Source organism: Sulfobacillus harzensis (assembly GCF_012933365.1).
Taxonomy (GTDB): domain Bacteria; phylum Bacillota; class Sulfobacillia; order Sulfobacillales; family Sulfobacillaceae; genus Sulfobacillus_B; species Sulfobacillus_B harzensis.
Genome location: NZ_JABBVZ010000096.1, coordinates 1 through 12,572, shown reverse-complemented (window position 1 = coordinate 12,572; position 12,572 = coordinate 1). Strand labels below are relative to the sequence as shown.

The 12,572-nt window shown below is 55.2% G+C and carries 12 protein-coding genes; 2 read left to right on the top strand and 10 right to left on the bottom strand.

The genetic code is table 11. From position 1 onward, the window contains the following. The 4 genes from HIJ39_RS18245 to HIJ39_RS18230 form a co-directional block, all read right to left on the bottom strand. Positions 1–704: sigma-70 family RNA polymerase sigma factor (locus HIJ39_RS18245; RefSeq protein ID WP_169102252.1), on the bottom strand; the 704-nt coding region annotated here is incomplete at its 3' end. A 5-nt stretch (positions 705–709) separates the two neighbouring features. Beyond that, the gene (locus HIJ39_RS18240) at positions 710–883 is read right to left on the bottom strand and encodes a hypothetical protein (RefSeq protein WP_169102250.1); all 174 of its coding nucleotides are present in this window, start codon (positions 881–883) and stop codon (positions 710–712) included. Positions 884–957: 74 nt separating this feature from the next. Then, the gene (locus HIJ39_RS18235) at positions 958–1,236 is read right to left on the bottom strand and encodes a thioredoxin family protein (RefSeq protein WP_169102248.1); all 279 of its coding nucleotides are present in this window, start codon (positions 1,234–1,236) and stop codon (positions 958–960) included. Further along, the gene (locus HIJ39_RS18230; protein WP_169102246.1) at positions 1,229–1,366 is read right to left on the bottom strand and encodes a hypothetical protein; all 138 of its coding nucleotides are present in this window, start codon (positions 1,364–1,366) and stop codon (positions 1,229–1,231) included. Before HIJ39_RS18230 ends, HIJ39_RS18235 begins: the two co-directional genes overlap by 8 nt. A gap of 91 nt (positions 1,367–1,457) precedes the next feature. On the opposite strand from HIJ39_RS18230, the gene HIJ39_RS18225 reads away from it, so the two are divergent. Together HIJ39_RS18225 and HIJ39_RS18220 are read left to right on the top strand one after the other, a co-directional pair. Then, positions 1,458–2,087, top strand: coding sequence for an IS607 family transposase (locus HIJ39_RS18225; RefSeq protein WP_169102244.1), 630 nt, complete (start codon positions 1,458–1,460; stop codon positions 2,085–2,087). Then, positions 2,084–2,374 (top strand): helix-turn-helix domain-containing protein, encoded by a 291-nt coding sequence (locus tag HIJ39_RS18220; RefSeq protein ID WP_207711779.1) that lies wholly within the window; start codon positions 2,084–2,086, stop codon positions 2,372–2,374. Before HIJ39_RS18225 ends, HIJ39_RS18220 begins: the two co-directional genes overlap by 4 nt. Positions 2,375–2,405: 31 nt before the next feature. Here the strand turns inward: HIJ39_RS18220 and HIJ39_RS18215 are convergent, their stop codons facing one another. The 6 genes from HIJ39_RS18215 to HIJ39_RS18190 form a co-directional block, all read right to left on the bottom strand. Continuing rightward, a complete protein-coding gene (locus HIJ39_RS18215) occupies positions 2,406–3,710 on the bottom strand; it encodes an ISL3 family transposase (protein ID WP_169102242.1) in 1,305 nt (434 codons plus the stop codon). Further along, positions 3,703–6,933 carry a type I restriction endonuclease subunit R gene (locus tag HIJ39_RS18210; RefSeq protein WP_169102240.1) on the bottom strand — a complete coding sequence of 1,077 codons (3,231 nt, stop codon included), beginning with the start codon at positions 6,931–6,933 and terminating at the stop codon, positions 3,703–3,705. Before HIJ39_RS18210 ends, HIJ39_RS18215 begins: the two co-directional genes overlap by 8 nt. Before the next feature lie 343 nt (positions 6,934–7,276). Continuing rightward, the gene (locus HIJ39_RS18205) at positions 7,277–8,689 is read right to left on the bottom strand and encodes a restriction endonuclease subunit S (RefSeq protein ID WP_169102231.1); all 1,413 of its coding nucleotides are present in this window, start codon (positions 8,687–8,689) and stop codon (positions 7,277–7,279) included. Further along, complete coding sequence (locus tag HIJ39_RS18200) at positions 8,686–9,558, bottom strand: GIY-YIG nuclease family protein (protein WP_169102229.1); 873 nt, start codon at positions 9,556–9,558, stop codon at positions 8,686–8,688. The genes HIJ39_RS18205 and HIJ39_RS18200 overlap by 4 nt, the downstream gene beginning before the upstream one ends. After that, positions 9,555–11,579: a type I restriction-modification system subunit M gene (locus HIJ39_RS18195; RefSeq protein ID WP_169102227.1), complete on the bottom strand. Its 2,025-nt coding sequence runs from the start codon at positions 11,577–11,579 to the stop codon at positions 9,555–9,557. Before HIJ39_RS18195 ends, HIJ39_RS18200 begins: the two co-directional genes overlap by 4 nt. 205 nt (positions 11,580–11,784) lie before the next feature. Further along, positions 11,785–12,354: a TIR domain-containing protein gene (locus tag HIJ39_RS18190; RefSeq protein ID WP_169102225.1), complete on the bottom strand. Its 570-nt coding sequence runs from the start codon at positions 12,352–12,354 to the stop codon at positions 11,785–11,787. Positions 12,355–12,572: the final 218 nt, after the last annotated feature.

Genomic DNA, 12,572 nt, shown 5'->3' with positions numbered 1-12,572 from the left:
ACCGCCTCTTGCTGCGCGCGGTGTTGTAGCCGACTCCACACGGCATCATCCGCGGAGCCGGCTACGAGATCGCCGAGAGGCGTATCTTCATCCAGTACGAGGGCGTCGAGCGAGGCCGGTCGCTGGGTGGTTTCCGCCCACTGTTGCCAAAAGCCGACCCGATGCAGCGGCCACCCCAACAATTCCGCCAACTCTTCGGGTTTCGGTTTTCGGTGGCGGGACTGTGTCCACGCCTCCACCGCCTGCTGGTACGCATGCCATTCCCGGACCGCGTGAGCGGGGAGCCGGACTTGCCAGAGAAACGTATTGCGGGCGCGGTCCCAAGACTGACGGATCCACCAGTGGGCATAGGTCGTGAACCGGGCGAGGCTGGGATCGTACCGCTGAACCGCCGTCCAGAGACCGATGTTGGCCGCCTGCACAGCATCGCCGAGCGACCACACCGGTTCCCCTTGGCTCCGGCCCTCCCATTTGCGGGCGAGGTACGCGGCATAGCGGAGATTATGCACGGCCAATCGGAGCGCCGCATCGCGGTTGCCAGCCCGCACTGCGGTCCCAAGCTCCGCCTCCTCTTCACGGGTCAGCAACGGAATCTGATAAACCCGGGCGAAATAGGCGTCCAGCGAATCCATCGGGACGAGGAGAACATCGGGCAAGTCCCAGCGCTCCGCGACAACGGGGAGAGCTTCAGGCACGGTGGCCATGACAATCAATCCTTTCGGTCAATGATGGCATCGGGCGTGGGCGGACGGGACGTCCGCCGCTCGAAGAACTCGCGGACTTCGGCGTTCGAGAAATGCTCCGCGCCCGGGTGGTGGTCGATGAGGTGGTCGCGCCAATCTGCCCGCCCCACTCCGTCGCCACCGAGCGTGCAAAACCCCATGGGCTTCACTCCTTGCTGTGACGGTCTCCTCAGGCACCCCGGCCATCAAGCGGCCCCCGGCGGGGCCGCCAGCCCTATGGAAGGTTCAGCGCCCGCTTGAGTTCAGGCTCCGGCCGTTGACCCGTTACGCGGCCAACCTCTTGGCCCTGTCGCAGGTGAATCAAGGTCGGCAAGCCCTGGACGCCAAATTGCCCCGCGACCTCGGGGTTCTGGTCGACATTGATGCGAACCACGGGAACAAGGCCCTGCTGTTCCCACCGCTCGACGATGGGAGCCAGGGCCCGGCACGGCTGGCACCAGGGAGCCCAAAAGTCGAGCACGACATCGGGCATGGAGAGAAAGTTTTCAGGCATTGGATGAGGCTCCTTTCTTGTTTTTGGCCTCCCGGAGAGAACGGGAGGACTCCCAAATCTGCTCGAGCGTCTGATGAACCCACGTGTCATCCCAGGTGGGCGGCAGCGTTTCGCGGATGCTCTGCTTCAACGCCTCCCAACGCTGGGCTCCATCAGGCGTTTTAATCCATCGTTGGGCTTTAACAGTTTCCTAAAACTTTACATGTTTGTATAATTTAGGTATGAAACGAAAACTTGTGGGTATTCGGGAAGCGGCCGAATTTTTAGGTGTGACCCCCTCGACGTTACGTCGATGGGAACATGAAGGGAAACTGATCCCCGATGAACGCACCGCCGGTGGGTATCGGCGTTATGACTTGGCCCGCTTGCGTCCTGCGTTGTTTCATTCCTCCGTATCTCCTCGCAAGACCGTTGCCTACGCTCGGGTGTCGAGTCACGACCAGAAAGAGGATCTGGAGCGCCAAAAACAGGTGCTGGAGCTCTATTGCGCTCGTCAAGGCTGGACATTCGAGGTAATCGCCGACCTGGGGTCCGGGATGAACTACCACAAAAAGGGTCTCAAACGGCTCTTAAATGACATCCTGGCCGACCGGGTCGGTCGGCTGGTCGTCACGCATAAGGATCGGCTCTTACGTTTCGGGGCTGAGCTGGTCTTCGCCATTTGTGAGGCCAAGCACGTCGAAGTCGTGATTCTCAACCACGGCGAAGACACGACCTTTGAGGAAGAGCTCGCGCAGGATGTCCTCGAAATCATCACGGTCTTTTCGGCACGGCTCTACGGGAGTCGTTCGCGGAAGAATCAAAAATTACTGGATGGTGTGAGACACGCCGTGGAGGAGGCGTCGTCATGATTCTCGCCCATAAAATTGCGCTCGATCCCAACGATAGGCAGGAGACGTATTTCCGCAAGGCAGCGGGAACGGCGCGGTTCGCCTATAATTGGGCGCTGGCGGAATGGCAACGACAATACGCAGCGTGGACAGCCGACCACAGCCTCCCGAAACCTTCGCAGCAATCGTTACGGCGGCGCTTGAACGCCATCAAACGCGAACAATTCCCGTGGATGCTCGATGTCACGAAGAATGCGCCCCAGATGGCGATCATCCACTTGGGCCAAGCGTTTAAGAATTTCGGCTAAGTGCAATTTGAGGTTGGAATTTCCCCGCTGTTTAGTCCAAGCCACCCTCGTCGGCAATCTCGACCAAGGTTGGAATGTGAGGTCCATACTCGACGGTTTGCGACCCCCCGCTGGTTGGAATTTCCGTGGAGGATGGAACAACCAGTCGGACTCCGCTGCCTACCGTGCGAGCATATTTGGCATAGAGCACCTTGGCCCGGATAATCTCGTAACTGTACCCGCGCCCCATGCGGTTTGATAGCTTGATCAGGCCGTTCAGACATTCGGTGTAGGCATTCGTAATCGGGCTAGGCGCGTCCCAATAGGCAAAGATATCCTCGTAATGGTTGTGCACCGTCTTTGCGAGGTCGCGGAACTTCTGAAGGCCGTTATTGGGCAACGATTTTTCCCATGCCGCAAAAGCCCGCATGGCAGAGGATTTGTCTGGTTCGTCGTAAATCCGGAAGAAGGCTTCCTTCACGTCATAGGCTTCCGCCAAGCCAGGAATGGTCTCTCGCACCACTTCCAGCGCCTTCTGCTCTGCTGGGCTAAGATTGCTGGGTCGCTTGAGCGTCAGCCAGCGGAGCGACTTCTTCACATGGATCCGCTCATCCTGAGTCAGCGTCGCCTGATACGTCTTTCGCTCTTCGTCCAAGGCTTCGGATGCCATTTTCACGACGTGGAACTTGTCGATGACGAGCCGGGCATTCGGCAGATATTGGCTGAAGGATCGTTTGAACGGCCGCCACATGTCTGTGGACACCCACTCCACACGCTCTCTATCTGGTAAGTTCTTGAAGAAGGGTTTAAGATGCTCCTGTGTGCGAAATTCCAGAATCTGAAACACGTTGTTCGTCGCCAGGTTCGTGATGACACACCGATAGTCGCCGGCCAACATGACTTCATCAATGCCCATGATGACCGGTGTTTCGTAGTGGACGGTGCGTTCCAGTTCGTCAATCAGGTCATGGGCGATGTTCTTGATCGTATTGACCGCCAGTCCGGTCTGTTCCGCGAGGGCGTTGAAGGTCGATCTCAAGCACCGTTGGCGAATGGCATCGACCAGCCGTTTCGTGGCCCGGCGTTTTTCATCCAAAAAGGGTAATACCCTCATCACGGTTTTGCCGCAAGTGTTACATCGGTACCGGGGACGTGCGATTTCCAGACGTACTGGCTGCATCTGGATCGGCGTATCCGCAAAGACCTGCGTGCGCCGTCCATGCCGATATAACGGCGTGTGGCAATTGAAGCATTCGGGCCACTCGTCCTCATTCACTTCAGCCACAATGGTGATTCCGTGATGACCGACATGTAAATCGATGGGCGTCACCCCGGGCAGGTTTAGGAGATCAAACATTGAGGCCATCCAGATCGATGGTCGTCTGTTCGCGAATCAGATCGTAAATCAAATCCGTCAGCGCTGTCATCGCCTGGCGGTCCGACTTTAACACCAACGTGGCCAGTTTCTGGTGCGAGGTCAGCGCCCGCACGACACCCTGTTGTACGGCACCGGGCAAATGGCCTTTTAACGCCTGCTCGCGGCTGTTGTTCTCGACCTGGGCCATGACCACCGCGTTTTCGCGAGCAATCGCCGCGATATGATTCACAAACGCGGCTTGGTCGCGCAAGGGTGTGACCTCGCCAAACAGGTGATTGAGCTTCTCGATGATGTCGTGAAGGAATTGGGGAGCGTCGCTAGCAGATCCACCGCCCCCGGGCCCCACGGGCGTCAAAACGGGCGCCTGATCTTCGCCCTCAGGAGAGTCGTCCTGCCGTTTGATGTCAAAGCCTGTGAGCACCAATCCCTTCAAGTCGATCTGCTCCGGTGTCTCGCCGGTCAGCCGCTTCTGCAAGAGTTTGGCGAATGCCGCAAAGTTCTCCAACTCCGGGTCGCCGAAGTCAATCAATTGGGCCACATACCCATAGGTTCGGCAAAATCGGCCCAGTCCGCGCTTGAAAGCCATTAGCGTCTGAATTTGGTCGGCATACTCCTTCCGATGATGATCTGCGGATTTCATGCCCGCCACATCCCCCTGGCTATGCGCCTGGGTGTAGGCGCCTTCCCATGTGTTCACGGCCTCGCGCAGCATCTTCAGACGTTGGTTAAAGAGGCGTGTCGGTCGTTCGGTTGCGGCGTACAAGGCCTTGTGCTGCGGCTCTCGGGCGTGGGTAATGTCCCGAATCGTCTTAAAGCGGGCTTCCTTAAAGCGCTCCAAGTCATCCGCATCGTAGAGCCCTTGGGCATCCAGCCGCTCCTTGATCTCATAGACCACGTTCAGGTCTTGCACCTCATCAATCTGGGCCCCCTCGTCATAAAGGGCAAAGGCCCGACGCACCGTGGTGGGGTCATTTACGAAGTCGATAATGAAGACCTCATCCTTACCGGGCGCTGTGCGATTCAGGCGGGAGAAGGTCTGCACGATTTCCACGTCATTGGCAATCTTCTTGTCGATGTACATCGCCACCAGCTTCGGCTGGTCGAAGCCGGTCTGGAACTTGTCGGCCACGAGCATCACCCGGTATTCCGGACGATCAAAGGCGATGCGCAAGTCCTGCCCGTGCACGTCGGGGTTCATGTTGGCCTCGGTGAATTCGGCGTTCTCATCCACCCAAAAGACATCGCCCGCAATGCGGTCATCATCGGCGTGCATCACCTGCTTTCCGGTCATCTTCCCAGAGAACGCCACGAGGGAATGGATCCCCGCGTATTCCGCGTGTTTGCTAATGGCCGCGTCGAAACCCTTCTTGTATCGGATCGCGGCCGCCCGCGAACTGGTGACGACCATGGCCTTGGCCTTACCGTCCAACTTGAATTCGACGTTCCGGTGGAAGTGCTCCAAGATAAACTGAACCTTCTGCGTGACGTTGGTTGGATGCAGAGCCATCCATTGCGCCAACGCACGCTTGGCCGCCTTGGTGCTCACACGCTGCGTGTCCGCGACCTGCTGGGCGAGGTTGAAGGCGGTTTGGTACGGGATATACCCTTGCAAAACATCCAAGATAAAGCCCTCTTCAATCGCTTGCCGCATGGGGTAGCGATGAAATGCTCGGGGCAGGTTGTCCTGGGATAGGGGTTGTGTCGGATCCGTCGGGCGGCCAAAGAGCATGAGCGTCGAGTGCTTGGGCGTGCCGGTAAACGCGAAGTAGCTGATGTTCTTGGGATGGGCCCGAGACTTCTGGAGCTGTTCGAGCATCTCTTCCACCGTTAGCGTGGACAGGTTGCCGTGGCCACTCATCGCCAGGGCCGTTTGGAGTTTGGCGGCCGTTGACCCCGTCTGTGAGTTATGGGCTTCATCAATGATGACGGCGAACTGTTTGCCGTTCAGCGCCTTGTCCGTGATGATGGCTTCCATCGCGTACGGGAAGGTCTGGATGGTGACCACGATGATCGGGGTGCCCGCCCGCAGGGCCTCGGACAATTGTTGGCTTTTCGACTTCGCGGACTTCTGGCGATCAATGGCGGCAATCACGCCAAACTGGTGGTCGATCTGCTTGACCGCTTCCTGCAGCTGACTGTCCAGCACGTTCCGGTCAGTGACGATGATGACGCTGTGGAAGATCGCCTCGCCGTTGTCTCGGCGCAGCTTGACCAGGTCGTGCGCCGTCCAGGAAATCGTGCTGGTCTTGCCGGACCCCGCACTGTGGTCGATCAAATAGGACCAACCTGCGCCGTGTGCCTTGGCATCCGCAATCATGGCGTTGACGGCTTCCCACTGGTGAAAACGGGGGAAGATAAGAGTTTCTTTCTTCGACCAGTTGCCCTGCAGATCTACGACATGTTTCTTTTCGATGTATACGAAACTATGAAAAATGCGCAGCCAGGCATCACGTTGGCACACCGCTTCCCAGAAATAGGCGACCGGATATTCGCCATCCGCCCGCGGTGGGTTGCCGGCGTGACCCGCGTTGCCCTGGTTAAAAGGCAAGAAGACAGTGTTCTCGCCATCGAGTTTGGTCGTCATCCGAATGTCCGAATCGGACATCGCAAAGTGGACAACGGCCCCCCGCTTGAAGGTGAGCAGGGGTTCTCGGCGCTTGGTCTTCGGGTCATAGGGCCGCCGGTCGGTCTTGTATTGCTCCATGGCCGCTTCGGCGGACTGGGTGAAATCGGTCTTGAGTTCCACCGTGGAGACCGGGATGCCGTTGATAAAGAACACCAGATCAATCGCCAGCGGGCGCGACGGATGATATTGAAGCTGCGGCACCACGCGCAAGATATTGGCCGCATACCGCTTCAGCACGGTCTCATTGCGTTGGTCTTCCGGCACCCCCTCCGATAGGTCGATGTGCCCACAACCGGCAATGGCGAAGCCTTGACGGAGGACCTGGACGGTGCCGTGTGACTCGAGAGCCTTGGCTAGTCGATCCATGAGCACGTCCAAGGCCCGCTCGCGGTTGTCCTTTTGGAGTTTGGACCATTTGTCCGGTTGGGTGGCCTCCAACCAGGCGACGAGATCGTCGGGATAGAGTGCCCGTTCGGTGTCATAGTGGCGGGTATCGCCGACTTTCCAGCCTTGGCCTTCGAGTTTAGACACGATATAGGCTTCGAAGTACTTTTCCTGATGGGCGGTGTCGTTCATGAATTCCTCCTCGTCGATCCCATCTGAGTCGGCGAATTCCACTGCCTGATCGCCAACCGGAGGGATAGACTTTCACTGGCTTCGTTTCCACAGAACTTGGGGGCAGGCTCGATGACATATTCTCTCAATCTTTCGCTAGGTGCTTTTTACTACGATAGATCCCACCTCGATGTCGGTACTCCCACACGCACATTGGGCATACGAGTTCTCGTCGATTTTCTTCCGTGCCACGAGATAGTCGTGCCGGGGAAAATCGCGGAAGGGTGTGAAGCCCTCCCATGACGTCTCGTATCGTCCCCAATCGTCGCTTGATATAATCCGGTACCCTTTGGCGCCGCATTGTCTACACGTCGCTTCGTAGTAATTGTGTTCCCAACTCATGTGGTTTCTCCTCTCGACTCGTGTGTTTAATAGCATTTGGTACCAATCCGCGCACGTCAACCTTACCGGTAACGGCAGCGGTGATGAGGGCGGAACGACGCTCCTTGAGGAGGTCGATGCTTTCTTGCACTTTCCCAATTATGGCGTCGATGCGGGCGGTTTCGGTTTCAATCATATCGCCTATCACCTTCTGCTCAGGCTCAGGCGGCACGGCAATCACCACATTACGAAGCTGATCGCCGTAGAGATGTATGACAGTGAACCCTTTGCCCATCATGGATTTTTGAGCTTGAGCCGATGACGATCCTGTCGCATAGCCCAAAAACACCGGGTTAACTGGTTTCTGCGGACGAAGAACAATAATGTCACCACCGCAATATGCGCAACCTTCTGCGAGATTTACAGCGGACTTACCGATTTCTTCGAATGTCTCCCCCGAAGCCGCAAATAATAGGTCTCCATGCTGGATAGGCGTGTAGTTGGATACAGATTCGTTGCTAATGAACGTCTTGACGTCTCGAATGAGGAAATCATAAGTTGTGTAGAGGTCTCCATATCGAATGCAAGGAATTCCACTATCTGCATCATCCTGGCGGTTACCACCGTTGGCCTTCATCAAATGGCCAATACTGGCTAACCGAAGCACTTCCCAATGCTCCGCCACCTCCCCAATCCACTCCACCCCGGAATCCTTCATTTTCACTTCGGGGTCCAGCCCCTTCGTGACAGCATGGGTGATGAGGGCCGCGCGCTTTTCCTTCAGGAGTTCGATGAAGCGGGTTTTCTTGGCGATGAGCGCGTCGATACGGGCGGTTTCGCGGTCAAGAAAATCGGCAATGATCGATTGTTCGGCAATCGATGGACATGTAACGTGGAGTTCACCTTGGTCGCCCTCAGAGAATGAGGGAACTGCACCTGGTTTTGCATGAATCGAGAAATCTATAGAGCTAAGCAAATAAAAGCAAAATTTTGTCGATGCCTTCGACGGGTTAGGTATAAATCCCGTCATGTTGTTATCAAGGCAACTGGCCGTTGGGACAATGCGTCTTCTGTTCAACAACAAGGCCGCCCCAATTTTTGCCCAAACCAACACGTTAGCTGGGAAGATTGTAGCTCCAAGAATTGAAGCTTCCTTCCTACTAATCGAGTGCTCAGTTTCGCCAAGGGTTATCCCGTTGGGAGATCTACTCAAATCACCAACCTTGTAGAAAGGAAGCTCATTGCCACTCCTTCCTTGCATATCAGGAGGAAACCCGGTTCCTCCTTTAAGTGTACCTAATCGCTTTAGAGCAATAACATCCCAATGTGCCGGCACCTCGCCGATCCACTCCACGCCCGAGTCCTTGTACTGCGGATAACGCGGATAGCGATTCATTGGCCGCCCTCCCCCGTGTTTACGCCTCGTCCTGTAGCCTCACCCAGGGTCATGCCGGTTTCGGTTTTCCACTCCGTCCAACCGTTTGTACTCGTGAATAAGACAACGTCTGCAGCACCGCTGGGCGTTTTGAAGTGGGTGTCTCTGGTAAAAACGATTGCGTGGTCTTCAATGGCCAAGGTACCCTCCTTAAGCAGTCGAGTGCGCCGATCTCGCAAATTTTTGTCTGTGGCTTTCGGAGTAGGATCTGATGCGCACGTTGACCCTTTGAAAACTGTTAATCCATCCGAGCTGTAGATGCCTTTGGCATCGGCACCTCGCCTCTGACAATACACCGTCAAGTCAGTAGACTTCGGGGCCGCCGTCGCCAAAGGTTGAAAAAGCGGAAATCCCAAGGTCGCCAGCAAGGTGCCGATGGTCTCGAAGATCTCCTCGCATTCCGCCTGGAGCGGAGCCGGGGTATGCGGACGCGATCCCGCATTGCCATTCTCTAACGCATATCGACTGGCCTCGTAGCCCCGTTGAATGGACCTCCATTCGAGGTATCGCGCATGCGTGTCGGTTTGCGTGTTGGTGCGGGAAACGGCGATCAGCGCGCGCGACCAGAACGCTTTTTGGGCCAGATGATCCTTGAAGCGTTGTCGCACCGCATTCGTCTGCCCAATGTAGCATTGGGTGCGCCGATCTTCGGCTTCGTCGCCGAACAGGTAGTAGACCGCCACCTGGTTCGCTTCTGGCATGGCGAAAAACGCGGCGATTTCACTGCGCGGGACATCAAAGACCTGAACGGTTCGAGTGGTGATCTCGGCTACTCGAATCCCCTGGGGATCGCCAAAGGGTAAGTAGATCTGGATGGTCTGCGGTCTCATTCCGTGACCTCCCTGAGGAGCGCCGCGATCTCGGCCTCAATCTGTTGCAGGTCGGCATCGATTGCCTCCAACGGGCGGGGCGGCGTATATTGGTAAAAATAGCGGTTGAAGTTGATTTCGTACCCTACGCGGCCAACCTTGTGATCCTTATCATCGCGAAAGGTTTCATCGATATAGGCGTCCGGCACGTAAGGCAGGACTTCTCGCGCAAAATAATCCCGAATATCCTCGGTCAGCGGCACGTTTTCGTAATCGGTCAAATCCGGATCGGGGACTATCTGCCCCTCAGCGTCCACCACGGGATCCATTTCCGGATCCCGCTCCCCAAAGGCATTCATGAGAGCTTTGATGAACGACTTGTGGTTCTTTCGCAATGCCGGAATCCCTTTTACGGTTTCGGCGACAAAAGTCTCCGCCCAAGACAACGGCTGCTTCGTGTCCAGATACGGTATTAAAGCGGCTTCCCATGACGCTTGCTGCTCAGCCGTGAGCTTAGCCCATGCGTTTTCTTGCTTGAGATTTGTTAACCCTTTGATAGTGATGTGCAATGCCATACGCAGGGGTCTCAGCACCTTGATGCGGCGGTAGCCGAATGTCCGGTAATCGAGCATCCGGCTCCGCTCATTGTTCTCTGCGGCGGAATAAACCGCGACGATCTGGTGACGTTGTTCGTCGTTGATCATCCGCCGCTTATTCCCTTCGTTTTTCATGGGCGTCCACAAATCTGTGGCGTTGATAAGCTGAACCTTTGCCCGCCGATGGGCCGGCTTGTTATTCGAGAGAATCCATAGATACGTGCCAATCCCCGTCCGGAAGAAAATTTCCGTGGGGAGCGCCACGATGGCTTCAACGAAATCGTTTTCCAGAAGCCAGCGCCGAATCTCGGATTCCCCGGAACCGGCGCCCCCATTAAACAACGGAGAGCCCGACAACACGATCGCCGCCCGGCCGCCCCCGTTTTCGGGTAACTCCAGTTTGCTCACGAGATGCAACAGGAACAGCATGGAGCCATCATTAATGCGCGGAAGTCCCGGGCCGAACCGTCCGGCAAATTTCTTGTCCCGATGTTCGGCGGTGACCGCCTCCTGATCCTTCTCCCATTTCTTCCCAAACGGAGGATTGGACAGGCCGTAGTGGAATCGTTCACCGGGAAATTGGTCATTGGAGAGCGTGCTCCCCAGTTTGATATTCTGAGAGAGGTCGCGGCCGGGATCGGATTCGAGGGTGCGCAACAACATGCCGGCCACACAAACCGCATGGGTTTCGGGCTCTAGTTCTTGTCCGTATGGCACCAACACAGGCGGCACCTGAAGACGATGGCCGTAATCGGCCACATGATCCATCGCGTCGGTCAAAAAACCCCCGGTACCGCAAGCCGGATCGTATAACGTGCGAATCAGGCCTGGATTCGATTCGAACAGGGCGTCATCCGGGTCAAGCAAGAGCGCGGTGGCCAGATGCACCACGTCACGCGGTGTCATGAAGTCTTCGGCACTCTCATTGACCTCGGCACCAAAGCGACGGATTAGATGTTCGTACAGATTGCTCATCGCCCGATCGGGCACCACGGCGGGGTGTAGATCAACGGCCGCAAAGTTCGAGCAAATCTTGAACAACAGGCCGGCCTTGTCCAGCCGGATGATGGTATTCGTGAAGTCAAACTGTTCAAAAATAATCCGAGCATTGTCCGAAAAGTGGGCCACGTAGTCTTGCAGGTTTTGACGGGTCTTCGTGCCGCCCAGAGAGCTCAACGTATACGCGGACGTGTTGTAGAACGGGAAACGGGTAATCTGGCGCAGAATAAGATCAAGATCCAGATCGTCATGCCGATGCATCGCATACGCCTCGCGCACCGCTTCGCGGGTCGGCTCCAAGACGCATTCTAATCGCCGAAGCAAGGTGAAGGGAAGGATGACTTTGCCAAAGTCGGTGTGCTTAAAATCTCCCCACAAGTCCTCGGCATTTTTCCAGATGAACTCCACCAAAGATCCATTCGAAAAAGAATCATTCGTCGTGGCCATTGGAACCTCCAAGCATGTTTTTGCCTAATACAGCATACCAACAGCATATCGGGTTCGAAGCTAAATTCAACCACATATTGCATAAATGTGGGAGGCATCGACGCTTTCCAAGGATACTCCTGTCCCACGATTATGTCATGGACTTGAGGACCTTAGCATCCATTTTTGCTGGGCCATCGCTATGGCACTTTGGAAATTGAGCCTCTCAACATAGGTAGAAATATATTCCTGCATCACATTTGGAACCAATCATGAGGTCTTTATCGTTCAGAGCTTTTTTTATCAATTCCTGTTTAAGGGGAACGTGCAATGTGGGAACCTCCTTCATGGCATCGCGAAAAGCAGGTAGTCTATCCCACAAGGTTTGTATCTGCTGGGTGATCGTTTCTGACTTACAGTTTACGATGTCGCTTTTGTCACGATACTCCGGATAAATCACGATCACTGGTAAGCCTAATTCTCCAACACCAAATTTTATCTCTTCTCGAAGGGCTCGACTGTTCTTAGTGCTAGAACTTAAGAATAAGATGAGGTTCTTCGAGTTATTCAGCCGATCGTGCAAACGTGGTTTTAACGTCTTTTCCCAATCGCTGCCATCACGGACATTGTAATTTTTTTGATGGGAGTCAATGAAGGGAAAGCTCTTGTCTTTTTCTTTCCAAGCTCGTAACAGATTGTAATACACAAAATCCTTTGTCGCGTATGCGCCTAAAGCACTCTCATTGAATGGCTCGCTGACATAAAATGCTGTGTAATTTCCATTACGGTACGCCACAATTGTTGGCCTCCCTTTACATCATTCAGATTAGCTTATACTAATGTTTTCAGTTTATAAAAGTTGATCTTGTCCTTCTTTGACTCGTGAATAATAATCGACACCTTGGAAGGATAGGTGAACTTTATTCTGCTAATCTTAAATGAGGGTTTTTCATAACTGGACAAATCACGGCTGTGGATAAGTGCTCCCCCTTGATGATGCCCTTTCCAACGTTC